This window comes from Streptomyces sp. NPDC008317 (assembly GCF_042955955.1).
Lineage (GTDB): Bacteria > Actinomycetota > Actinomycetes > Streptomycetales > Streptomycetaceae > Actinacidiphila.
Genome location: NZ_JBIBFQ010000005.1, coordinates 378,532 through 401,514 on the forward strand (window position 1 = coordinate 378,532; position 22,983 = coordinate 401,514).

Below are 22,983 nucleotides of genomic sequence, written 5' to 3' on the forward strand. Positions count from 1 at the left end.
GGTCGCCCGTCAGCCCAGCGGCAGGTCCAGGTGGGACTCCTCTCCCGGCGGGGAGCTGACGGTGGTCGTGCTGCCCTCGACGTCGGCGTCGGAGTAGAGCTTGTCCTTGCTGTTGACGACCAGGGCCAGCCGGTGGCCGGCGGGCACGTCGTAGGCGGCGGCCTGGAGCTGCCAGGTGACGGTGGTGTCCTGGCCGGGCACGAGGTCGGACAGGGTGTACGGCTCGTGCGTGACGATCCGCGCCGTCCGGTCCTCGGCGATGTCGAAGAGGTACGCGACCAGGGTCGTGGACGCGGCGGAGCTGCGCACGGTCAGCCGGACCTCGGGGATGCCGCGAATCCGGCGCGCCACGTGCCGGTCCGCGCCCGCGGGGAGCGGATCGGTGGCCCACAGCGCCAGGTGCTGCCGGTCGAACTTCTCCGTCTCGTAGGTCTTCGGATTGCCGTTCCACTCGGCCTTGCCGGTCGCCACGATCCCGTCCACCGCCGTGGCCTCGGTCAGGTGCCCGGCGATGAACCCGCGCGACCAGCCGGGCGCGGGCTCCTCGGTCAGTGACCCGTCCCGGCGCCCGGCCCCGGTGTTGGCCAGATACCAGCGTTCGGTGGAGACGGTGACGTCGCCCCAGGTCTGCCGGGGTTCGCGCCGCGCCGGGGTGACGACGGTGTCGTCTCCGGTGCCGGAGCCCGGCCGGGTCTCGTAGGTGAACATGATCTGGTTGTTGACCTGGGACCAGTCGGGCACGTCGTTCGCCTCGCCCCGCAGGTGGTGGTCGAGCCAGGCGTACGCCTCGGCCATCGCGAGGTTGGGGCCGGTCGGCCCGGCCAGCGGTCCGGTCAGTCCGGGACCCTCCGGCACCGCGTGGTCACCGATCCACATGTTCAGCCGCTTGGGGACGGTGAGGCGGTTGAAGGTGGCCAGCACCTGGTTGACCGGGAACAGGCCCTCGTGCCAGGTGTTGGAGATGAAGGTCGGCACACCGCGGTCGTTGGTGGCGTCGGTGTACGCCTCCGGCGCACGCTCCGTGCCCCACGCCACGACCGCGTCCATGTTCTGATTCGCGTGGAAGTCCGCCAGGATCTGCTGGGTGCCCTCGTCGAATTTGCGCTCCACGGGTCCGCCGGTCAGGGCGAGCAGGACGGCCACGGCCTGGAGGTGCCGGGTGTCGTGGTGGTAGAGGCTGGTGGCCAGATTGCCCCAGGTGCTCAGCGCCACGACCGCGTCCACCCGGTCGTCGTTCGCCGCGACGAGCTGGCTGATCCCGGACCCGTAGGACTCGCCCAGGAATCCGATCCTGCTCGGCGCGAAGTGCTCCTGCGCGTAGTCGATCACCGAGGACCCGTCGGCCCAGTCGTTGGGTCCGCCGACATCGATGAAGCCGCCCGAGGTGAACGGGCCGTCCACGTACCCGTGGCCGGGGATGTTCACGGTCAGGCCGATCCCGCGCGGGGTGTACGCCAGCACGTGGTAGCCCTTGAGGGCCAGGGTCAGGTGCGCGTACTCGAACAGCGGCCAGCCGACCGGGGTCCAGCCCGCGGGGAGGATGACCAGCGGGCGCGGCTCCGCGGAGTTGAGCCTGATGGTGTGCGCCGCCAGCCGGGTCCCGTCCTGGGCCCGGATCCACGGGAAGCCGACGGTGGCGACCCGCAGCACGTCGTCGGTGAGCCGGCGCAGGTCGCGCGGCAGCAGGTTCTGGGTGGTGTTGCCCTGCAACGCGGCGACCAGCGCCTCGCCCAGGTTGGCCGCGTCGGGATTGACGCTCGCGCCCGTGCCCCAGATGCCGTTGTCGGCGACCTGGGTCAGTTGGGCGGTGGTGACCGCGCGGACCTCGTCCTGCGGAGGTCCGTCCCCTGATGACGTGCTCATGAGCGTGTTCCTTCCGTCTCGGTCCCGGACAGCCGGGTGACCGGGTAGCAGAACATGTGGCAGAAATCGTGCGAATCGCCACACCTCGATCGTGGGACCTCGCCGATCACCGGGGACAGGGCGCGAACCGACGCGCGGAAGCGTCCGGGCGGCCGCGTACGCCCGGCGCAGACCTACGACAGACCCGGGTCGACTCGGCAGTGGTACGGCGCCGGGGTACCTGCCGCGCGCGGCGGTCACGGCCCCGTTCCCGGACCGCTGACCAGGGCTCCGGCGCGTGTGACCGGCGGAATTTGGCCGCCCGGATACCCGGTAAACTCTCCGCACGTGACTGCTAAGCCGCGCATCCCCAATGTCCTCGCCGGCCGCTACGCCTCGGCGGAGCTGGCCACCTTGTGGTCTCCCGAGCAGAAGGTGGTGCTGGAGCGCAGGCTGTGGCTGGCCGTGCTGCGGGCGCAGAAGGACCTGGGGATCGAGGTGCCGGAGCAGGCCATCGCGGATTACGAGCGGGTGGTCGAGCAGGTCGACCTCGGCTCGATCGCGGAGCGCGAGAAGGTCACCCGGCACGATGTGAAGGCGCGCATCGAGGAGTTCAACGCGCTGGCCGGGCACGAGCAGGTCCACAAGGGCATGACGTCACGGGACCTGACGGAGAATGTGGAGCAGCTTCAGATCCGGCTGTCGCTGGAGCATGTCAGGGACCGTACGGTCGCGGTGCTCGCGCGGCTGGGGCAGCTCGCGGGTGAGTACGCGGAGCTGGTGATGGCGGGCCGCTCGCACAATGTGGCGGCGCAGGCGACGACGTTGGGCAAGCGCTTCGCGACGACCGCGGACGAACTGCTGGTGGCCTTCGAGCGGGTCGAGGACCTGATCGGCCGCTATCCGCTGCGCGGCATCAAGGGTCCGGTCGGCACCGCGCAGGACATGCTGGACCTGCTGGGCGGCGACAGCGCGAAGCTGGCGGATCTGGAGCAGCGGATCGCCGACCACCTCGGCTTCTCGCGGGCCTTCACCTCGGTCGGCCAGGTGTACCCGCGGTCGCTGGACTACGACGCGGTGACGGCGCTGGTGCAGCTCGCCGCCGGTCCCTCGTCGCTGGCCAAGACGATCCGGCTGATGGCCGGGCACGAGCTGGTCACCGAGGGCTTCAAGCCGGGCCAGGTCGGCTCGTCGGCGATGCCGCACAAGATGAACACCCGTTCCTGCGAACGCGTCAACGGCCTGATGGTGATCCTGCGCGGTTACGCGTCGATGACCGGCGAGCTGGCGGGCGACCAGTGGAACGAGGGCGATGTGTCGTGCTCGGTGGTGCGCCGGGTCGCGCTGCCCGACGCCTTCTTCGCCTTCGACGGGCTGCTGGAGACGTTCCTGACGGTGCTGGACGAATTCGGCGCCTTCCCGGCCGTCGTCGCCCGCGAACTGGACCGCTACCTGCCGTTCCTGGCCACCACGAAGGTGCTGATGGGCGCGGTGCGCGCGGGCGTCGGCCGCGAGGTCGCGCACGAGGCGATCAAGGAGAACGCGGTGGCGTCCGCGCTGGCCATGCGCGAGCAGGGCACCGAGCGCAACGAACTGCTCGACCGGCTCGCCGCCGACGCGCGGATCCCGCTGGACCGGGCGGGGCTCGACGCGCTGATGGCCGACCGGCTGTCGTTCACGGGCGCGGCGGCCGGACAGGTCGCCGAGGTCGTCCGGCGGATCGAGGACGTCACCAAGGCGCACCCGCGGGCCGCCGCGTACCGCCCCGGCGCGATCCTCTGACCACCGGGACGAGCAGGACGAGCAGGCGGCAGCCCGTATGACTCCGGAACAGCTCACGGCGGCCCGCGACCGCACCCTGGACGATGTCATCGGGGGCGGTCTGCGGGTGCTGTTCTGCGGGATCAATCCGGGGCTGATGTCCGCGCATCTCGGGCAGCACTTCGCCCGGCCGGGCAACCGCTTCTGGCCCGCGCTGCACGCCTCCGGTTTCACCCCGCGCCGGTTCGCCCCGGCCGAGCAGGAGGACATGCTCGCGCTCGGCCTCGGGATCACCAACGTGGCCGGGCGGGCGACCGCGCGGGCCGACGAGCTGACGGCGCGGGAGCTGGTCGAGGGCGGGAAGCAGCTGACCGCGAAGGTCGAGGAGTACCGGCCCGGCTGGCTCGCCGTGCTGGGCGTCACCGCCTACCGGGTGGCCTTCGCGGACAAGCACGCCCAGGTCGGCCCGCAGGAGCGGACGATCGGCGCGACCCGGATCTGGGCGCTGCCGAGCCCCAGCGGCCTCAACGCGCACTGGTCGCCGGCCGCTCTCGCGGAGGAGTTCGCCCGGCTGCGCGTCGCCGCGAGTCACGAGCCGAAGCCGTAGCCCCCCGCCCTGCCGTTCCGCCTGGGCCGGCGGGACGGCCGCGCGCGGCACCGGCACTCCACCGGTCCCGCGCACCGTCCCCGTAGGACATTTGGCGTCCCGTCAGCGCTTACGGGACGCCACGCGTCTTCGCGGGTACGGGCGACCACTCGCCGCGACGGCCCGCGCCCGGTACGATCCGCCACACACAGGTACAGGCTGGGAGGACATACGTTGGGGCGGCTCACCGGCGGGGACCCATCCCTGCTCCGGCGGATCAATTCCGCGGTCGTCCTCCATGCGCTGCGCGGGGCGCAGGCCCCGACGCTGACCGAGCTGGTGCACAGCACGGGACTGTCGCGGCCCACTGTCGAGGGCGTCATCGAGGGCCTGGCCGAGTCGGACCTGGTGGTCGAGGTGGCCCCCGAGGGCGCCGACGCGCGCAAGCAGGGCCGTCCCGCCCGCAGGTTCCGTTTCCACGCCGAGGCCGGGCATCTGCTGGGCATCGAGATCGGCGCGCACCAGGTACGGGTGGTGCTGTCGGACCTCAGCGGCCAGGTGCTGGGCTCGCACGGCCGCGAGGTCGACGAGGCCGCGTCCGCCGACGACCGGCTGGAGCGGGTCCGCGGCACGGTCGCCGAGCTGCTGCGCAAGGCCGGGGTGGCCCGCAGCACCCTGTGGGCGGTCGGCGTGGGCAGCCCCGGCATCGTGGAGGCGCACGGCGAGGTCCGGCTGAGCACGGCGCTGCCCGGCTGGACGGGGCTGCCGCTGGGCGAGCGGTTGCAGCGCTCCTTCCGCTGTCCGGTGCTGGTGGAGAACGACGCGAATGTCGCGGCGGTCGCCGAGCACTGGAAGGGTGTCGCGGTCGACACCGACGACGTGGTCTTCGTCCTGGCCGGGCTGAGCCCCGGCGCGGGTTCGCTGATCGGCGGGCGGCTGCACCGCGGCTTCGGCGGCGCGGCGGGCGAGATCGGCGCCCTGCACCTGCTGGGCCGCGAGGTCACGCCCGAGCACCTGCTGTCGACCACCGGCACCCCGCTGCACCCGCTCGACGAACCGGCGGTCGCGCGGGTCTTCGCGCTGGCGAAGAAGGGCGACGTACAGGCCAAGGACGCCGTCGAGCGCTTCCTTCGCCGCCTGGTGCACGATGTCGCCGCGCTGGTGCTGGCGATCGACCCGGAGCTGGTGGTCGTCGGCGGCTGGGCGGCGGGCCTCGACGGGGTCCTGGAGCCGCTCCGTTCCGAGCTGGCGCGCTACTGTCTGCGGCCCCCGAAGGTGACGCTGTCCGCGCTCGGGCAGGAGGCCATCGCGACCGGCGCCCTGCGGCTGGCCCTGGACCATGTCGAGGAGCAGCTCTTCGCGGTGGAGCAGACGTCACTGGCGCGGCACTGACGTATCAGTACCGCGCCATGGTGACGTCGGGTCGGCGTACGGCCGCCGGGCTCGGCGCCTCCGGTGGTCTGGACCGGCGGGCGCGCGCCGCCGGGGCAGCCGCCCGGTTCAGGAAGCCTGGCGGCTGTCGTCCTGGTGGTGGGTGACCTCAAGAGCACCCGAGTCGCCGAAGGTCAGCCGGCAGGTGTCGGCGCGGTACGTGGCCACCGACGCGGCGGCGACCCGGCCCTCGGAGAAGTAGCGGGTGGTGACGACCAGGACGGGCGCGCCGGGCAGCCGGTCGAGCTGCTTGGCGTCCTGGGCGCTGGCCGAGCCCAGCTCGACGGAGCGGTCCTCGCCCTCCAGCTCCAGTGTGTGCAGCTCGCGCAGGACGGCGGGGCCGTGGTTGGCGGGCGTGAGCATCGTCGACAGCTCGGGCACCGAGGCCGGGGGCACGTACAGCAGCTCGGTCGCGACGTGCTGGCCGCGCATCACGCGCTCGCGGCGGATGGTGTGCACCGCCTCGTCGCCGCCGGTGCCGAGGAGCGCCGCGATCGGGCCGGGCGCGGCGGCCTCGACGCAGCCCACCGTGTTCCAGGAGTCACGGCCGGAGCCGGGCCACGCCTCGGCGACCGGTCCCACGGACACGCCCATCCGCGGCGGTGCCACGGTGGTGCCGACCCCCCTGCGCCGCTGGAGGCGCCCTTCGAGTTCCAACTGTTCGAGCGCCTGCCGGAGCGTCGCGCGCGCGACGCCGAAGCGGGCGGCCAGGTCCCGCTCGTTCGGCAGGATCTCACCGACCTCGAACTCCGAGTCGAGGGCGTCGTTCAGCACGGTCTTCAGGTGCCAGTACTTCGGCTCCTGCACCGATTCGAGCTGCGTGGTCCCCACCCTGTCCTCGCAATCACCGGGTCCGCGACGGGCTCTGGCTTGTCGGCCACGCCCTCGGCTTGTTCAGCCTTGTTTCCGAACCACTATTTATTAAAGGTCCTTGCACTACTACGTCTCGAAGATAGAGCCGCCTCGTGAACTTGGTCAAGACCAATCCTCGAACGCGACGGCCTGCTATGGGGCGGGCGCGCGAGACGTTCATGAGTTGTTGACGGTGTGCTGAGACGCCGTTCGTGATGTCCGTGGGAAACGACGCGGGTGTTGACCTGGGCATGACTGAAACCCGACGGTGATACGGGGTAACGCCACGGAAACCCGCCGCGGCCGACCGGGGAGCACAATCCGTGTGCCCCGCCCTCGTTCCACCGTTTGTTGAATCCAGAGGAGCACCATGTCAGGACCCGTCGTGGACGCGGAGAAGCCGTCGTCCGGACCACCACCCGCGGCCAGTCCGCTGGACCGCTACTTCCGGATATCGGAGCGCGGATCCACGCCCGGCCGGGAGATACGCGGCGGTCTCGCCACCTTCTTCACGATGGCGTACATCCTCGTGCTCAACCCGATCATCCTGGGCAGCGCCACGGACAAGTTCGGGCACCACCTCTCGGTCGCCCAACTCACCACCGCCACCGCGCTGGTGGCGGCCGTGATGACCGCGATCATGGGCGTCGGCGGCAACCTCCCACTGGCGATCGCGGCCGGTCTCGGCCTGAACGCCGTGGTGGCCTTCCAGCTCGCGCCCAAGATGAGCTGGCCCGACGCGATGGGCCTGGTCGTCCTGGAGGGCCTGCTGATCTGCGTGCTCGTCGCGACCGGCCTGCGCGAGGCGATCATGAACGCGATCCCGCAGCCGATCAAACAGGCGATCAGCGTGGGCATCGGCCTGTTCATCGCCTTCATCGGCTTCGTGGACGCCGGATTCGCCAGCCGCATCCCCGACGCGGCGAAGACGACGGTCCCGGTGCAGCTCGGCGCGACCGGGACGCTCACCGGCTGGCCGGTGCTGGTCTTCTGCCTCGGTGTGCTGCTGACGGTCGCGCTGGTCGCGCGGCGGATCAAGGGCGCGATCCTGATCAGCATCGTGGTCATGACGATCGTGGCGATCGTCGTCAACAAGATCGCCGACCTGCCCGACTCGGCGTGGGGCCTGACCGTACCCAAGGTGCCGCACCATGTGACGTCCACGCCCGACTTCGGGCTGATCGGTCACTTCAGCCTCTTCGGCGGCTTCCGCGAGGCGGGCATCGTCACGGCCGCGCTCTTCGTCTTCACCCTCGTGCTGTCGGACTTCTTCGACGCGATGGGCACGATCGTCGGCATCTCCAACGAGGCCGGTCTGCTGGACGAGCAGGGCCGGGTGCCGAACATCGGCCGCGTGCTGTTCATCGACGGCGCCGCCGCCGTCGCGGGCGGCGCGGCCTCCGCCTCCTCCAACACCGCCTACGTGGAATCCGCCGCGGGTGTCGGCGAGGGCGCCCGTACGGGTCTGGCCAGCGTCGTCACCGGCGCGCTCTTCGTGGTGGCGCTCTTCCTGACCCCGCTCGCCGGCGTCGTCCCGTCCCAGGCTGCCGCCCCCGCCCTGGTCGCCGTCGGCTTCCTGCTCATGGCGCAGGTCCGCACCATCGACTGGACGCAGTACGACATCGGCATCCCGGCCTTCCTCACCATCGCCGTGATGCCCTTCACCTACAGCATCACCAACGGGATCGGCGCGGGCTTCCTGTCCTTCGTCGTGATCAAGATCGTGCTGGGCAAGGCGCGCGAGGTGCATCCGCTGGTGTGGGGTGTGTCGGTGTGCTTCCTGGCGTACTTCGCGATCGATCCGCTCCAGCAGGTGCTCGGCGCCAAGTAAGCACTCACGGAGGTCTGATGACGCGCCGCACGGTCCCTCGGCGCCGCCGAGGGACCGTGCGGGAGGCGCCGCGCGCGGCGGCACCGGGCGGACGACGCCCCGACCGGGACGGGGGCGCCCGGTCGGGGCTGCTGGCCGGACCGGTGTCGCGCACCGGCCCGTACTGTCACAACTCGCCCACCCCAGCGGAAGTTCCCGGCCGCGCGGAATTTTGCCATCCGGCTATGGGGCGTCCGCCGCCGCCGGAACGGTCCGCCGATCACGGTCGGATACGTGCTCGGGAGGCCGGTGCTCGGGAAGCGGCTTCGTGGGAAGCGGCTTCGCGGGAGGCCGGTTCGCGAGGGGGCGGTTCGCGGAAGGTTCCTTCGCGAGCGGCCGTCGGCGGGACCGCAGCGCTCCCGAGCCGACGGCGACACCGACCGCGACCAGGACGCTGCCCGCGAGTTGACCCGCCCCGAAGGTGCCGACCGCCACCAAGGGCGCGGTCACCGCGGCGGACACCGGGATCAGCCCGGAGAAGAGGGTGGCGCGCTCGGTGCCGATCCGCTGCACGCCCGCGTACCAGCACAGGAATCCGATCACGGTGGCCACCAGCGACTGCCAGCCGAGCGCCAGCGCCTCGGATCCGGTGGGTACGCGGACCGCCGCCCGGCCCTCGGTCACCAGCCCCAGCGTCCCCGCCTCCACGGCGGCCAGCGCGCACACGCACGCCGACAGCAGCGGCGGCCCCAGCGGCTTCACCAACGGCGCCGCGAGCAGAGCGAATCCGCACTCCCCCACCAGCGCCATCACCGACCAGAACAGCCCCACGCCGTCCGTGCCGCCCCAGCCCTGCACCACGAAGGCGCCGGACGCCACGAGCACGGCCCCCGCGGCGACCGTCCGCGTCGGCCGCCGCCCCGCCCCGAGCGGTACGAGCACCGCGACGACGACCGGGGCGCACCCGACCAGCACGCCCGGCACCGCCGGTTCCGCGGTGCGCTCGGCCGCGAGGATCGCGAGGTTGAAGCCGACCATGCCGACCGCCGCCACGCCCGCCGCCAGCGCCCACTGGCGTACGGTCAGCGCCCGCAGACTCCGCACGGCGCCTTTGCGCGCGGGCCACAGGAGCAGCAGACAGGCCGAGCCGTAACGCAGCGCCTGGCCGCCCGCGTGCGGATAGTCCACGAGCGCGCCGCCCGCGGTGAAGGACGCGCCGACCAGGACACAGGCGACAGTGGCGAAGAGGAAGCCGGCGCGTGGGGATGAGTTCATACGACGACGGTATGGAGACAAGCGGTCCGGTTTAAGGTCCATTCCCATGGGTGTTAAGAGGACCAATTCGGATGGTGCCGGGGCGGACCCGGAGGGGGCGGGCGGCGCGCCGACCGCGGCGGCCGGGCCGGACGTACTCCGGACGACGGTCCCGGCGGGCCCGCCGGCCGACGGGCCGCAAGGCGCCCAGCCCGAGGGATGGACCGCCGCGTGGGAGCTGTTGCTGCCCTCCGCGGGGGCGTCGCCGCGAGGGCGGGGGCGGGCGCTCCAGGCGGCGCTGCGGGACGCCGTGCGCTCGGGACGGCTCGCGCCCGGCACGCAACTGCCCGCCAGCCGCGAACTGGCCGCCGACCTCGGCGTGTCGAGGGGCCTGGTCACCGACGCGTACGCGCAGCTCACGGCCGAGGGGTATCTCAGCGGGCGGCAGGGCTCCGGCACGTGGGTGACGGGCGCGGGCGCCGTACCCGTACCGGCCGCGACGGCCATGCCCGCCGTGGACGACCGGGGCGGTCCCACGGACCTCAGGCCGGGTCTGCCGGACCTCTCCCTGTTCCCGAGGGCCGCGTGGTCGGCCGCCCACCGGCGGGTGATCGCCCGGCTCCCGCACCGCGCCTTCGGCTACCCGGATCCGCGCGGCCTGCCCGAACTGCGCGAGGCGCTCGCTGAGTTGCTGGCCAGGCGACGCGGGGTGGCCGCGGACCCCGACCAGGTGATGGTCTGCTCCGGCGTGGCCCAGGCGCACACCCTGCTCGGCTTCGTCCTGCGCGGGCGCGGCGAGCGCGCGACGGCCGTCGAGGACCCGGGCAGCCCCGAGCAGAGCGGACTGCTCGGCGCGACGGGGCTGACGGCGGTGCCGGTGCCCGTCGACGAGGAGGGCCTGTCGGTGACGGCGCTGGCCGCCGCCGGAGTACGGTCCGCCATCGTCACGCCCTGCCACCAGTTCCCGACCGGGGTCGCGTACTCGGCGCGGCGGCGCGCCCAACTCACCGACTGGGCCCGTACGGTCGACGGTCTCGTCATCGAGGACGACTACGACGGCGACTTCCGCTACGACCGCGCGCCGGTCGGCGCCCTCCAGGGCCTCGCCCCCGGCCATGTCGCCTACACCGGCTCGGTGAGCAAGACCCTCGCCCCTGGGCTGCGGCTCGGCTGGCTCGTCGCGCCGCCGGACATCATCGCCGACGCCGCCGCGCGCAAGCGCACGATGGACCTCGGCAACCCGGTCACCGAGCAGGCCGTCCTGGCCGAGTTCCTCACCTCCGGGCAGTACGACCGCCACCTCCGCCGCTGCCAGCGCCTCTACCGCCGCCGCCGCGACACCCTCACCACCGCGCTCGCCACGCACTTCCCCGGCGCCACGACCAGCGGCATCGCCGCCGGTCTGCACGCCATCGTCACCCTCCCACCGCGCTACGGACCCCCGTCCCGTCTGCTGGCCGCCGCGACCTCCGCCGGAATCACCCTCCGCCCCCTGTCCGACTACGAGCACGCGCCGACGCGGGTGCCCGGCGTCCGGTTGGTCATCGGGTACGCGCACCTGTCCCCGGAGTCGATCACTCGCGCGGTCGAGCTGCTGGCCAGGGCGGAGTCGGCCGCACCGCGCTGAGACGAGCGGTCCTGAGCCCGGCCTCAGCTCTCGTCGTCCGCCCGGTCGGCGCTGGTGTAGGCGAGGATCGAGGCGGCCTCGGCGCGGCGGGCGTCGGCCGTGGGGTCCTGGGCGTCGGCGTATTCGGCGGTGACGGTACGGGCGCGGGTGGCGGCGGCGGTGGGGCGGGCGAGGTCGGCTTCCAGCCAGGCGGCCATGAGGGTGGCGGCGGTGCGGTCGTCGCGGGCGGTGGCGCCCAGCGGGGTGAGGGTGGCGATGGCGAGGTCGGCCAGTGCCAGGGCCTCCTCGTGGACGGCGTCCGTGTCGCCCGGACCGTCGTCGGAGCCGTCGGTCCCGCCCGCCGCGCGTAGGACGATCTCGGCGGTCTGACGGTAGGTGTCGGCGAGGTCCACGCGCAGGTGGGCGGTGGCCGTCCCGTCGTCGGGGTCGGCGGCTTCGAGTGCCTGACGCACGGTGTCGACGGCGGCGCTCATGAGGGAGCGGGCCACGGTGATGCCGCCGCGGCCTTCACCGACTTCGATCCAGGCGCGGGCGCGCAGGGTGCGGATGAGGGCGTGCGGGTCGCCCACGGCGCGCCAGAGGTCCTCGGCGCGGGCGTAGGCGCGTACGGCCTCGTCGTGCAGACCGGCGCGGTTGAGCGCGTCGGCGGCGAGATTGGCGAGCATGGCGTGGTCGCAGGGGTCGTCCCAGCCCTCGGCGATCCGGGCGGCGCGCAGGAACTGCTCGGCGGCCTCGCGGGCCTCGCCGAGGTCGAGTTGGCACTCGGCGAGCCACCAGCGGGCCTGGACGATCTGGGCTTCGTTGCCGCCGCGTTCCAGGTCGGGAAGCACGGACTCCAGGACGCAGGCGCCCTCCTCGGCCCGGCCGAGCCGCCGCAGCGCGCCGCCGAACAGCAGCCGGGCGGTGGCGCCCATGTCGTCGCCGTGGCCGGCCTCGTCGGCCCAGGTCGCGGCCTCCAGCGCCTCGGCCGCGGCCTGTTCGTCGTCGCCGAGCGCGGCGCGCGCCTGGGCGATGAGCAGGTGCAGATGGGCGCGGTGCGGCGGTTCGAGTACGTCGGCGCCGTGGTCGAGCGCGGCGCGCGCGCAGTCGGCCGCGGTCTCGGGGTCGCCGCCGCGCAGTGTCAGGTCGGCGAGGGCCGCCTCGGGCTCGGCGGCGTACCAGGGCTGTTCCGCCGCGTGGTGCAACTCGGCTCCTCGGGTGAGGAGTCGGACGGCCCGCTCGCCGTCGCCGCGGCCCGCGGCGAGCCGTCCGAGCATGACGGTGGCGTCCGCGAGGCGTCCGGTCATCCCCGGCTCGGCCTGGTGCTCGTCGCTGAACTCGGCCACGTCGGCGGCCTGTTGGGCGGCCTCCGCGAGCGCGGCCTGCCGGGCCTCGTCGTCGCCGCCCGCCGCGGCGGCCAGCAGGACGCGGCAGCGCAGCAGCCCCGCGCCGCTGACCTGGCGGGCGGTGGCCCGCTCCTCGCCGTGCAGGTCGCGCAGCACCGCGCACTGCTCCTCGACCGCCCGCAGCGCCTCGTCCGCCTCGCCGGTGAGCGCGAGCGCGTAGGCGGCGCGGGCCCGGCTCGCCGCGGCCTCCCCCGGCTCCCGCGCGTCCTCGAACTGCCGAGCGGCGCGCAGGAACAGCTCGCGGGACCGTACGGGTTCGCCGATCGCGGCCATCGCGGCGTTGTCGGTGATCTCCGCGCGCGCCGCGGCGTCCACTTCGGCGCCGGTCCGTTCCACGGCGGCGGCCACGTCCGCCCACGCCTGGTGGGCCCGCGGGTCGCCGCCGCCGCTGAGCCGCCGCGCCTCGGCGACCATGTCCGGCAGGTCGTCGGCGCCGGGTTCTGCCGGTACGGAGTCGGCCCGCGGCGGGGGAAGGGCCGGTCCCGCCTCCGTGCCAGCCGCCTCGCCGAGCCGCGCCGCCCGAATTCCCAACGGCAGCCGCTCCAGCAGGGGTTGGCGCGCCATCCGCTCCCGTACGGCCTCGGAGACGGCCCGTGTGCCGTTGCGGGCGTCGAAGCTGTGCGCCAACTCCAGGGCGCGGGTGCGGGCATGGGTGTGCAGGTCGGCGGCGGTCCAGTCGCGTCCCGCCGGTCCCGGCACCGGTCGGCCGGCGTGGCCGAGCGCGGTGAGCCGGGCGGTGAGCAGCGCGGTGACGGCGTGGTGGTCCATGAGGCTGTCGGGGTCGCCCGCGGCGGTGAAGTGCGCGGGGTGTGCGGCCAGGATCTCCAGGCCGCGCGCCTCGTTGCCGGTGAGCGCGCAGAATTCGATGTGCTGGGCGACGGCGGACCGCATGCTCTCCATCGACCGGACCATCCGGTAGCCGCGCAGGTGGTTGGCGCGGGCCAGGTCGGCGCTGCCGGTCCTGAGCAGCGGCAGCAGCGAGGAGGCCAGCACCCCGTGCGGCTCGTGCGCACACGTCAACTCGCCCGCCAGCACCGGCTGCCAGCTCTCCAGCGCCCGCCGGTCCTCGCCGAGGCGCACCCGCCAGCCGCCCTGGGCGTGCAGTTCGCAGGCGTGGCAGTCGCTCATCACGTCGCGGTCGGCGGCCAGCCACGCGGCGAAGGCGGCCTCGGCACGCGGCAGGTCGCCGATGTGCCGGGCGATCCTGAACTGGCCCTGCCGCACGGCGCGTTCGGAGTATCCGGCGAGCCGGTAGCGGTGTTCCATCTCGGCCTGCCACTTCTCGATGGCGGCCAGCGGGATGTGCGGCTGGTCGAGCATGCCGCTGGAGACCCACTTGAAGTACCAGTGCAGGCTCTTGGCGCTGAACTCGTCGAAGTCGCCCGGCTGTTCGTCCCACATCCGCAGCGCCTTCGCAAAGGGCACGAATCTCTTGTCGGACTCGGAGCTGTAGTTGTACGCGGTGAGCAGATTGAACAGCGCCTCGATGATCAGCGGCCGGTCACCGGTGCGGTCGGCCTCCTCGGCGATGCGCTCGGCGCGGGCGTTGCGGGCCGCGCCCTCCGGCTCCGCCGCGTTCTCCTGGATGGCCCGGCGCAGATCCGCCGCGGTCGTGGGCTCGCCGGTCATCGTGGGCTCCCCGGGACGCCGCGCCGTGGCCCGGTCGGACACGTCGTCCTCATCGGCCCTCCTCCTGCCCGGCCGGGTGGTCGGTGGCCCACTGGAGCAGGTCGAGGAAGGCCCGGTTGAGCAGCGCGGTGTCGGCGGGCCGCAACGGCCGCTGCGCCATCAACAGCGCCTGCCCGTAGAGCGCTTCGACGGAGCTGGCCACCAGGTCGCGGGCGCCGAGCGCGCCGATCCTGCGCACCAGCGGGTTGAGGTGGTTCAGGACCAGCCGGGCCCTGGGCGCGGTGCCGCGCAGCGATCCGAGGATGCCCGCCCACAGGTCGTCGGCCTGTTCCTCTTCCTCCTCGCGGGCGCGCTCGTGCCGGGCCGACCGGTCGTCGAGGTGCAGCGCGGGGACGGTCAGCGGGTGGAACGTGCGCAGGACGACGTCACACCCCAGCGGGTCGAGTGCGGCGCGGGCGACGGTGAGGAAGCCCGACAGGGCCAGTTCCTCGGCCGGGTCGACCGTGTCGAGGTGGGCGGTGACGGTGTCGGCGTCCAGTTCCGCGACCGGGGTGCCCGGCCGTACCCGCGGGAGCATCCCGACCAGGTCGGCGTCGTACGTGTAACCGCCGTTGACCACGCCCATGCCCTGGGCGGCGGCGATGGCGGCGACCTGGCGGAATTCCTCGACGGTACGGGTGAAGTGCACGGTCGGGTGGCGGCGGGCGAATTCGTCGAGCGACTGCTGCCCGTCGGTGGTCTCGAACGGCAGCCAGGGCAGCATCACCCGCAGCAGGTCGGGGTCGTGCCGGGCGAGCGTCTTCACGCCGAGGTGGTGCACGGACAGGAAGTGTCCGAGGCGTTCCGGCTCGCCCGCGGCCAGCGTCGTCAGCCACTCCTTGATCCGCTCGCCCAGCGCGTCGCGGACGGCGGCGAGCGTCTCGTCGGCGTAGAGGTGTTCGCGGGACGCGGTCGGCCGCAGGCTGTCGGTGTCGATGACGCAGCGGACGAAGAAGGCCCAGTCCGGGAGGAGTTCGTCGGCGCGGTCGGTGAGCAGCATGCCCTTGAGGTGCACGCGGTGGCCCGCGCGCTGGGCCGGGCTGACGGCCGAGGGCAGGACGTACGCGATGCCGCGCACTCCGGCGACCGGCACGTCGAGGTCGATGGCGTCCAGCGGCAGGAAGCCGAACTGCTCCTGGCAGTGCCTGGCCAACTCCACCCGGCGGGCCCCGGCGCTGGCGTGGCGGCGCTCCCAGACCGGCGGCCGGTCGGTGACGGGCGTGTCGTCCACCCGGATGTCGTACGGCAGCAGCGAGCCGAAGTCGCGGGTGACGGCGGTGACCCGCTCGGGCGCGAACCAGTCGGCGGCACCGGGCCGCGCGGTGAGGTGCACAGTGGTGCCGGGTTCGGTCCTGGCGTCGTCCGGCAGCGTACGTACGGTGTACGAGCCGTCGTCGCGCGCGGACCATTCGACCGGCGGCGCGTCCGGGGTGCGGGCGGAACGGCTGACCACGCGGATGGTGTCGGCGACGACGAAGCAGGCCAGCAGGCCGATGCCGAACTGGCCGAGGAATTCGGAGCGGGCGGAGGCGATGCCGCTCTCCAGCGCGTCGCGCTTGGAGCTGCGTCCGATGGTGGCCAGCAGATTGTGAACGTCCGCCTCGGTGAGGCCGATCCCGGTGTCCTCGACGCGCAGCGCACCGGGTTCGGTGTGCAGCAGGACGCAGGCGGGCGCGTCCTGGTCCTGCGCGCGGCGGGCGGTGATCGCGTCGACGCCGTTCTGCAGAAGTTCCCGCAGGTAGACCTTCGGGCTGGAGTAGAGGTGGTGGGAGAGGAGATCCACCAGGCCACGCAGATCGACCTGGAAGGTGTGCGGTGTCTGTTCTGCAGTCATCGTCGCTGCGCCGGTGGGGGTAGCTGCTTCGGCGCGGGTAGGGCGGCTCGGGTGGTCCGCGGCGGGGTGAAGTCGGGCCATCGTAGGCGGCGCGGGGGCTCGTTGACCATGGGGCCATGGATGCCGCACTCCGGCGCGAGAGGGGCGCATTCGGCAAAAACGTTGAAAACGTAAGTTAACCGAAAAGATCCGTCCTTTACCGGCCGGTCACGGAACGTTCGTGATCACGCAACACATCTTAGGCATGGTAGACGTATGTCTCAGTCGACTCCTGCCCATCCCGGATCCCGTCAGCATCACTGGCGCCGCGAATTCGTCGAAGTGGCCGCGCTGTTCACGGCGATGGCCACCGCCGACCTGATCGCCGAGACGGTGGGGCACGGACCCGACGGCCGGGTGCTGCTGGTCATGTCGGCGGCGGCGCTGCTCGCGGTGGCGGGCTTCCACACCTGGTGGGCACGCGGGCGCGGCCACGCGCCACCGGCCGCCGCGCCGCGGCCGGGCGAGGACGGACGCGCCGACGCATCCGCCGACGAGGCAGGCGCCGAGCGCGCGGGCGGCCGTACCGACGGCGAGACGACGCTGTGGCGGCTGCGGACGACCGTGCGCGACGCCCCCGGCAGCCTGGGCGCGGTGTGCACGGCGCTCGCGGGCAGCCGCGTCGACATCGTCACCCTTCAGACGCACCCGCTGGCCGACGGCACGGTGGACGAGTTCCTGCTGCGGGCCCCTGCGGCGCTGCCCGCCACGGCGCTCGCCCGGACCGTCACCGCCGCGGGCGGCACCGACACATGGACGGAGCGGGCGGACGCCCACGACCTGGTGGACACCCCGACCCGCATGCTCACCCTGGCCACCCGTACAGCGCTCGACGCGGCGGAACTGCCGCTCGCGCTGCGGCAGTTGTTCGGCCGCTGCACCATCCGCTCGACGCCCGCGCCCGCCGACGCCCCCGCTCACGCCGAGGACGCGCTCGACGGCACCGTGATGCGGCTGCGCGACCCGTCGGGCGGCACGATCACCGTCCAGCGCGACCATCTCCCCTTCACGCCCACCGAGTTCGCCAGGGCGCGGGCCCTGCTGGAACTCGACGCGCGGCTCGGCGCGCGCCTCGGGGCCAGGACGCCCGACGCCAGGGACGTCCTGACGCTCCCCGAGGGCAACGAGATCACGATCCGCCGCGCCGGGCCCGAGGACCGCGACGCCGCCCTGGCCATGCACGAGCGCTGCTCCCCCGGCACCCTCGCCCTGCGCTACCACGGCCCCGTGGGCGACGCCGACCGCTACCTCGCCCACCTGCTCAGCCCCCGCTTCGGCCAGTCCCTCGCCGTCGAGACCGCCTCCGGCCGCCTGGTCGCCCTCGGCCATCTTCTCTGGGACGGCGACGAGAACGAGGTCGCCCTCCTCGTCGAGGACGGCTGGCAGCGGCGCGGCATCGGTGCGGCCATGCTGCGCAAGCTGGTCGCCATGGCCGCCGAGGCCGGGCGTGACAGCGTTTACGCTGTCACGCAGTCGACCAACACCGGCATGGTCGCCGCCATGCGCGAGCTTGCGCTGCCGCTCGACTACCAGGTCGAGGACGGCACCCTCGTCATCACCGCCACACTGGCGTCTGCCGACGCCCCTTCCCCCCTCCCCCGCACCACCCAGGACCGCACCTGACGCCTCGGGTCACCCCCCGAAGGGGCGCGGGAAGGGTGCACTGCCGTCGCGCAGGGCCTGCTCTTCAGGGGCGCGGGGCGGGTGCACTGCCGTTGCGCGGGGCCTGATTTCCAGGGGCGCGGGGAACTGCGCGGCCCGCCCCCACCGGCCTGTCAGCCCGAGAACGACAGCAACTGCCCCTCCGGGGCCGGTATTTCAAGGCCCGCCACCATCGTGGCTGAGCGCGCAGGTTCCCCGCGCCTAAAAACACGGCCTACCCTCCTGCGTCAGCGGAGAACGCGGTCAGACGTCGATGCGACGTACGCCGGGTGCGGCCGAGGTGGTGGAGGACGCGAGCGCGAGCGTCAGGTCGGACCAGAGGTCGTCGACGTCTTCGAGGCCGACCGAAAGGCGGAGGAGCCGTTCGCTGACGCCGGAGCGGGAGCGATCCGCCTCGGGGACGATGCGGTGGCTGATGGAGGCGGGGTGCTGGATGAGGGTGTCGACGCTGCCGAGGCTGACGGCCGGGGTGATGAGGCGGACGCCGCCGATGACGGCGTGGGGGTCGCCGAGGACTTCGAAGGCGATCATGGCGCCGCCGATCCGCGGGTAGTGGACGGCGCCCACGCGGGGATCGGCGGTGAGGCGCCGGGCCAGTTCCGCGGCGGTCGCGGAGGCCGCCCGCATGCGTACCGGAAGGGTGGAGAGCCCGCGCAGCAGGAGGTAGCCGGCAAGCGGGTGCAGGACGCCTCCGGTGGCGAACCGCACCTTGCGCAGCCGCCGCGCGAAGTCCTCGTCGCAGGCCACGGCGCCGCCGAGCACGTCGCCGTGGCCGCCCAGGTACTTGGTCGCGCTGTGCAGCACGACCCGGGCGCCGGATTCGGCGGGCCGCTGGAGTACGGGCGTGGCGAAGGTGTTGTCGACCAGCAGCGGCACGGTGCCGCAGGAGTGGGCGACGGCCCGCAGATCGACCTCCGCGAGCGTCGGGTTGGCGGGCGTCTCGACGATGACGAGACCGGTGTCGGGCCGCATCGCGTCCGCGATGCCCGCCGGGTCGGTCCAGGTCACCTCGGTGCCGAGCAGTCCGCCGGTCAGCAGGTGGTCGCTGCATCCGTACAGCGGCCGGACGGCGACGACATGGCGCAGCCCGTCGGCGGCGCGCGCCAGCAGGCAGGCGGTCAGCGCGGCCATCCCGCTGGCGAAGGCCACCGCGGCCTCGGTGCCCTCCAGCCGGGCCAGCGCGGTCTCGAAGCGGGCGGTGGTGGGATTGTCCAGCCGGGCGTAGACGGGCGGGCCTTCGAGCTGTTCACCGGTGGCGGCGAAGGCGTCGATCCGCCGGGCCTCGGCGCGGCTGTCGTACGACGGGTAGGTGGTGGACAGGTCGAGCGGCACGGCGTGCACGCCGAGGGCCGCGAGGTCTTCGCGCCCGGCGTGCACGGCCTCGGTGGCCAGGGTCAGGCGGGGCCGGGACGGTGTCGTTGCTGCTGTCGTCTCCATGTGCTCCAGGCTGAACGCTCGCCGGGCGTCGTGGGAGAGCGCCCGTGCTACGTTCGCCCGATGTCTGATTCCGTCGCGCTGGATCCGGTGGATCTGGAGATTCTCCGGCTGCTGCAGAACGATGCCCGGACCACGTACCGCGACCTCGCGGCGGCCGTCGGTGTGGCGCCGTCGACCTGCCTCGACCGGGTGGCCCGGCTGCGGCGCGGCGGCGTGATCCTCGGGCACGAGCTGCGGCTGGACCCGGCGAAGCTGGGCCGCGGTCTGGAGGCGCTTCTTCTGGTGCAGGTACGGCCGCACCGCAGGGAGTTGATCACACCGTTCGTGGACCGCGTCCGCGCGCTGCCGGAGTCCCGCGCCCTGTTCCACCTCACCGGGCCCGACGACTATCTGGTGCATGTCGCGGTGACCGGTGCCACCGATCTCCAGCGGCTGGTGATCGACGAGTTCACCTCACGGCGGGAGGTCGCGCGGGTCGAGACGCGGCTGATCTTCCAGCAGTGGGCGTGCGGCCCGCTGCTGCCGCCCACGCCGTGACCCGGACGGTCCGATCCGTACGGGCCCGGCGGGGCTGTTCCGCGGGGCGCGAGGGCCGGGGAACACGCCCCCAGCTGCGGCGTACGCGCCAGGCGTAAGGCACCACGCACACAATGGTGGTGACGCGAGGGCCGGTCTCGTACCAGGATGGCGCCATGTCCAATATCACCAGCAGCCCTCTGCCCCGCCAGGTCGCCGACACCTACGTCGACGATCTCCTCGCTCTCGACCCGGTCCTCGGCACCTACCTCGGCGCCCCCGGCAGCGCCCGCCGCCTGCCGGACTTCTCACCGGCCGGCGCCGACGCGCTGGCCGCGCTGGCCCGTGCCACGCTGGACCGGTTGACCGAGGCGGAGGCGCGGCCCGGTGGCGAGAGCGACGCCGAGCGGCGGTGCGCGCGGCTGCTGCGCGAGCGGCTGAGCGCGGAACTCGCCGTGCACGCGGCCGACGAGCACCTGCGCGCGGTGAGCAACCTCAGCTCCCCCGCGCACAGCGTCCGGGACGCGTTCACCCTCATGCCGACCGACTCCGCGGCGGACTACGCCGACCTCGCCGCCCGGCTGCGCGCCGTCCCGGCCGCGCTCGACAGTTACCGCGCCGCGCTCGCCGAAGGCCTGTCCCGCAAGCTGTACGCGGGCCCGCGCCAGGTGTCGACGGTCATCGGCCAGATCGGTGAGTGGATCGGCGACGACGGCGGGGAGAGCTGGTTCACCGCGCTCGTCGCCGAGGGGCCGCAGGAGCTGCGCGCCGAGCTGGACGCCGCCGCCGCCGAGACCACCGCCGCCTACGCGGCCCTGCGCGACTGGCTGCGCGACACGTACGCCCCCGCCGCCGAGGGCACGTCCGACACCGTGGGCCGCGAGCGCTACGCCCGCTGGTGCCGGCTGTGGAACGGTACGGACCTCGACCTGGACGAGGCGTACGCGTACGGCTGGTCCGAATACCACCGCATCCACGCCGAGATGGTCGCCGAGGCCGCGAAGATCCTGCCCGACAAGTCCCCCTGGGAGGTGCTGGCCCACCTGGACCAGCACGGCACCGCCATCGAGGGCGTGGACGAGGTACGCGACTGGCTCCAGGGCCTGATGGACGAGGCGATCCAGGCGCTGGACGGTACGCACTTCGAGCTGGCCGACCGGGTCAAGCGCGTCGAGTCCCGGATCGCGCCCCCCGGCGGCGCGGCGGCCCCGTACTACACCGGTCCTTCGGAGGACTTCAGCCGTCCCGGCCGTACGTGGCTGCCGACGATGGGCAAGACCCGTTTCCCGATCTTCGACCTGGTCTCCACCTGGTACCACGAGGGTGTGCCGGGCCATCACCTCCAGATCGCGCAGTGGGTGCACGTCGCCGAGAGCCTGTCCCGCTACCAGGCCACCGTCGGCATGGTCAGCGCCAACGCGGAGGGCTGGGCGCTGTACGCCGAGCGCCTCATGGACGAGCTGGGCTTCCTCACCGACCCCGAGCGGCGCCTGGGGTACCTGGACGCCCAGATGATGCGGGCCAACCGCGTCATCGTCGACATCGGCATGCACCTCGAACTGGACATCCCCGCCGACTCGCCCTTCCACCCGGGCGAGCGCTGGACGCCCGAGCTGGCCCGCGAGTTCTTCGGCCTCCACAGCGGCCGGCCCGCCGACTTCGTCGACAGCGAGCTCATCCGCTACCTCGGCATGCCCGGCCAGGCCATCGGCTACAAGCTCGGCGAGCGTGCCTGGCTCACCGGCCGCGAGACCGCTCGCGCGGCGCACGGCGACGCCTTCGACGCCAAGGCGTGGCACATGGCGGCCCTGTCGCTCGGGTCGCTGGGACTCGACGACCTGGTGGCGGAGATCTCGGCGCTCTGACCTCCGGTCGGGGCATTTCCCGGTGACGCGAGCCCCGCCTCGCCGCCCGGGAAGACCTGTGCCCCGAAGGCGCGCCGGGGGGAACCGCGCGCTCGGCCCCCACCGGTCCGGTGGTCGCGAAACAGCGTCTGCCCCACTGGGGCGACCCTGTGCCCGCGGCCCCGTGTGGGCCGGTCGCGCGGTTCCCCCCGCCCGCGGAAAAGCCGGGCGCGGCCCTCGGCACGGGGTCGCCGCGCGAGGCGGTTACGCTGCTGCCTTCCGGTTCGACGCCGGGACGACAGCTCGCAGAAGGCGGTACGGCTCGATGACGTTGCACGCTTCCCATGACGGTGGACGGCTGGTGCTGACGCAGGGCCGGTTGACCCTGCGTGAGCAGCTTCCGGAGGACGCGGCGCTGTTGGCGGACGGCAAGCCCGCCGGGTTGGTGTGGGTCGACGGCGTGCCGGGGGACGGCACGGTGGGCGCGGCCTCGATGACGGTGGCCGCCGCCGCGGCGGGCGTCTACCGGCCGGGCTGGGGCGTCTTCGCGATACAGCGCAGTGACGACCTGGTGGCGCTGGGCGGCGCCGGGTTCCACGGGCCGCCGGACGGCGGCGCGGTGGAGATCGGGTACGACCTGTCGGAGTCGGGGCGGGGCGCGGGCTGGGCCACGGACGCGGCGCGGGTGCTGTGCCAGTGGGCGCTCGCGCAGCCGGGTGTACTGGTGGTGCTCGCCACCACGGAACCGGCGAACCGCCCGTCGCAGGCCGTTCTGGAGCGCGTCGGCTTCGTGCGGGTCGCGGACCGCGGCGAGCTGTGGGCGTACGAGCTGACGTCGCTGCCGGACTGAACGGCCGAACAGGCGGACGTCGGGGTCAGCAGCCGCAGTCGTCGGCGCCGACCGGCGCGGTCAGGGGGTCGGCCGTGCGCCGGGCGGGGCCGTCGGCCGTCTCGTACGCGAAGCCCTCGCGGATCCAGTACTCCATGCCGCCGAGCATTTCCTTGACCCCGTAGCCGAGACCGGCCAGGGCGAGGGCGGCGCGGGTGGCGCCGTTGCAGGCGGGGCCCCAGCAGTGGACGACGACCGGGACGTCGCGGTCGAGGAATTCGGCGGCGAGTTCGGGGACGCGCGCGGTCGGCAGGTGGACGGCGCCGGGGATGTGGCCCTGGTCCCAGGACTCGGTGGAGCGGGAGTCGAGCACGACGAAGCCGGGGTCGCCGCCCGTGGCGCGGGCCGCCTCCAGTGCCGCGGCGACATCGGAGACGTCGGTGTGGAAGGCCAGGGAGGCCGCGAAGTACGCGGCGGCGTCGGCGGGGGCTGCCGGTGGCACCCGCAGGACCGGGCCGACGGCGGTGGCAGGGGTGGCGCTGAGCTGGGATGTCCGCTGTGTCATGGCTCAGAATCTACGGTCGCGCCCGGCTTGCCGGAAGTGCG

Annotated in this window: 16 protein-coding genes; 9 read left to right on the forward strand and 7 right to left on the reverse strand. The window is 73.4% G+C overall.

The features are described 5' to 3' along the window. Positions 1-9: 9 nt before the first annotated feature. The gene (locus tag ACFY9V_RS18875; protein ID WP_391161986.1) at positions 10-1,863 is read right to left on the reverse strand and encodes a CocE/NonD family hydrolase C-terminal non-catalytic domain-containing protein; all 1,854 of its coding nucleotides are present in this window, start codon (positions 1,861-1,863) and stop codon (positions 10-12) included. A 327-nt stretch (positions 1,864-2,190) separates the two neighbouring features. Between ACFY9V_RS18875 and purB the strand changes: the two genes are divergently transcribed. From purB to ACFY9V_RS18890, 3 genes are all read left to right on the forward strand, one after another. Beyond that, entirely contained in the window at positions 2,191-3,624 is a 1,434-nt protein-coding gene (purB, locus tag ACFY9V_RS18880; protein WP_355341229.1) for an adenylosuccinate lyase, read from the forward strand. 37 nt (positions 3,625-3,661) lie between these two features. Beyond that, positions 3,662-4,210, forward strand: coding sequence for a G/U mismatch-specific DNA glycosylase (gene mug / locus ACFY9V_RS18885; protein WP_391161987.1), 549 nt, complete (start codon positions 3,662-3,664; stop codon positions 4,208-4,210). A 213-nt stretch (positions 4,211-4,423) separates the two neighbouring features. Next, positions 4,424-5,581: an ROK family protein gene (locus ACFY9V_RS18890; protein ID WP_355341235.1), complete on the forward strand. Its 1,158-nt coding sequence runs from the start codon at positions 4,424-4,426 to the stop codon at positions 5,579-5,581. Positions 5,582-5,689: 108 nt separating this feature from the next. Here ACFY9V_RS18890 and ACFY9V_RS18895 read toward each other — a convergent pair whose 3' ends face one another. After that, a complete protein-coding gene (locus ACFY9V_RS18895; protein ID WP_355341238.1) occupies positions 5,690-6,451 on the reverse strand; it encodes a GntR family transcriptional regulator in 762 nt (253 codons plus the stop codon). 391 nt (positions 6,452-6,842) lie between these two features. On the opposite strand from ACFY9V_RS18895, the gene ACFY9V_RS18900 reads away from it, so the two are divergent. Then, positions 6,843-8,303, forward strand: coding sequence for a solute carrier family 23 protein (locus tag ACFY9V_RS18900; RefSeq protein ID WP_391045172.1), 1,461 nt, complete (start codon positions 6,843-6,845; stop codon positions 8,301-8,303). 222 nt (positions 8,304-8,525) lie between these two features. Here the strand turns inward: ACFY9V_RS18900 and ACFY9V_RS18905 are convergent, their stop codons facing one another. Then, positions 8,526-9,557 (reverse strand): EamA family transporter, encoded by a 1,032-nt coding sequence (locus tag ACFY9V_RS18905; RefSeq protein ID WP_391161988.1) that lies wholly within the window; start codon positions 9,555-9,557, stop codon positions 8,526-8,528. A 46-nt stretch (positions 9,558-9,603) separates the two neighbouring features. Between ACFY9V_RS18905 and ACFY9V_RS18910 the strand changes: the two genes are divergently transcribed. Then, entirely contained in the window at positions 9,604-11,163 is a 1,560-nt protein-coding gene (locus ACFY9V_RS18910; protein WP_391161989.1) for an aminotransferase class I/II-fold pyridoxal phosphate-dependent enzyme, read from the forward strand. A 23-nt stretch (positions 11,164-11,186) separates the two neighbouring features. Here ACFY9V_RS18910 and ACFY9V_RS18915 read toward each other — a convergent pair whose 3' ends face one another. Both ACFY9V_RS18915 and ACFY9V_RS18920 read right to left on the reverse strand, forming a co-directional pair. Further along, the gene (locus tag ACFY9V_RS18915; protein WP_391161990.1) at positions 11,187-14,177 is read right to left on the reverse strand and encodes a tetratricopeptide repeat protein; all 2,991 of its coding nucleotides are present in this window, start codon (positions 14,175-14,177) and stop codon (positions 11,187-11,189) included. A gap of 49 nt (positions 14,178-14,226) precedes the next feature. Continuing rightward, positions 14,227-16,050 (reverse strand): HSP90 family protein, encoded by a 1,824-nt coding sequence (locus ACFY9V_RS18920; RefSeq protein ID WP_391161991.1) that lies wholly within the window; start codon positions 16,048-16,050, stop codon positions 14,227-14,229. A gap of 255 nt (positions 16,051-16,305) precedes the next feature. On the opposite strand from ACFY9V_RS18920, the gene ACFY9V_RS18925 reads away from it, so the two are divergent. Beyond that, a complete protein-coding gene (locus ACFY9V_RS18925; protein WP_391161992.1) occupies positions 16,306-17,712 on the forward strand; it encodes a GNAT family N-acetyltransferase in 1,407 nt (468 codons plus the stop codon). A gap of 282 nt (positions 17,713-17,994) precedes the next feature. Here the strand turns inward: ACFY9V_RS18925 and ACFY9V_RS18930 are convergent, their stop codons facing one another. Then, positions 17,995-19,188, reverse strand: a complete 1,194-nt coding sequence (locus ACFY9V_RS18930) for a PLP-dependent transferase (protein ID WP_391161994.1) — start codon at positions 19,186-19,188, stop codon at positions 17,995-17,997. Positions 19,189-19,248: 60 nt separating this feature from the next. Here ACFY9V_RS18930 and ACFY9V_RS18935 point away from each other — a divergent pair, with 60 nt between their 5' ends. From ACFY9V_RS18935 to ACFY9V_RS18945, 3 genes are all read left to right on the forward strand, one after another. After that, positions 19,249-19,725, forward strand: a complete 477-nt coding sequence (locus ACFY9V_RS18935; RefSeq protein ID WP_355341262.1) for an Lrp/AsnC family transcriptional regulator — start codon at positions 19,249-19,251, stop codon at positions 19,723-19,725. A gap of 155 nt (positions 19,726-19,880) precedes the next feature. Further along, entirely contained in the window at positions 19,881-21,569 is a 1,689-nt protein-coding gene (locus ACFY9V_RS18940; RefSeq protein WP_391045192.1) for a DUF885 family protein, read from the forward strand. A 304-nt stretch (positions 21,570-21,873) separates the two neighbouring features. After that, the gene (locus tag ACFY9V_RS18945) at positions 21,874-22,398 is read left to right on the forward strand and encodes a GNAT family protein (RefSeq protein WP_355341268.1); all 525 of its coding nucleotides are present in this window, start codon (positions 21,874-21,876) and stop codon (positions 22,396-22,398) included. A gap of 25 nt (positions 22,399-22,423) precedes the next feature. Here the strand turns inward: ACFY9V_RS18945 and ACFY9V_RS18950 are convergent, their stop codons facing one another. After that, a complete protein-coding gene (locus ACFY9V_RS18950; protein WP_391161995.1) occupies positions 22,424-22,942 on the reverse strand; it encodes a rhodanese-like domain-containing protein in 519 nt (172 codons plus the stop codon). Between the last annotated feature and the right edge of the window lie 41 nt (positions 22,943-22,983).

Excerpts from the sequence above, each read along its gene's own strand:
- ACFY9V_RS18875 (WP_391161986.1), bottom strand. The coding sequence starts at position 1,863 with ATGAGCACGTCATCAGGGGACGGACCTCCGCAGGACGAGGTCCGCGCG.
- mug (WP_391161987.1), top strand. The coding sequence starts at position 3,662 with ATGACTCCGGAACAGCTCACGGCGGCCCGCGACCGCACCCTGGACGAT.
- ACFY9V_RS18900 (WP_391045172.1), top strand. The coding sequence starts at position 6,843 with ATGTCAGGACCCGTCGTGGACGCGGAGAAGCCGTCGTCCGGACCACCA.
- ACFY9V_RS18905 (WP_391161988.1), bottom strand. The coding sequence starts at position 9,557 with ATGAACTCATCCCCACGCGCCGGCTTCCTCTTCGCCACTGTCGCCTGT.
- ACFY9V_RS18910 (WP_391161989.1), top strand. The coding sequence starts at position 9,604 with ATGGGTGTTAAGAGGACCAATTCGGATGGTGCCGGGGCGGACCCGGAG.
- ACFY9V_RS18915 (WP_391161990.1), bottom strand. The coding sequence starts at position 14,177 with ATGACCGGCGAGCCCACGACCGCGGCGGATCTGCGCCGGGCCATCCAG.
- ACFY9V_RS18920 (WP_391161991.1), bottom strand. The coding sequence starts at position 16,050 with ATGACTGCAGAACAGACACCGCACACCTTCCAGGTCGATCTGCGTGGC.
- ACFY9V_RS18925 (WP_391161992.1), top strand. The coding sequence starts at position 16,306 with ATGTCTCAGTCGACTCCTGCCCATCCCGGATCCCGTCAGCATCACTGG.
- ACFY9V_RS18930 (WP_391161994.1), bottom strand. The coding sequence starts at position 19,188 with ATGGAGACGACAGCAGCAACGACACCGTCCCGGCCCCGCCTGACCCTG.
- ACFY9V_RS18935 (WP_355341262.1), top strand. The coding sequence starts at position 19,249 with ATGTCTGATTCCGTCGCGCTGGATCCGGTGGATCTGGAGATTCTCCGG.
- ACFY9V_RS18940 (WP_391045192.1), top strand. The coding sequence starts at position 19,881 with ATGTCCAATATCACCAGCAGCCCTCTGCCCCGCCAGGTCGCCGACACC.
- ACFY9V_RS18945 (WP_355341268.1), top strand. The coding sequence starts at position 21,874 with ATGACGTTGCACGCTTCCCATGACGGTGGACGGCTGGTGCTGACGCAG.
- ACFY9V_RS18950 (WP_391161995.1), bottom strand. The coding sequence starts at position 22,942 with ATGACACAGCGGACATCCCAGCTCAGCGCCACCCCTGCCACCGCCGTC.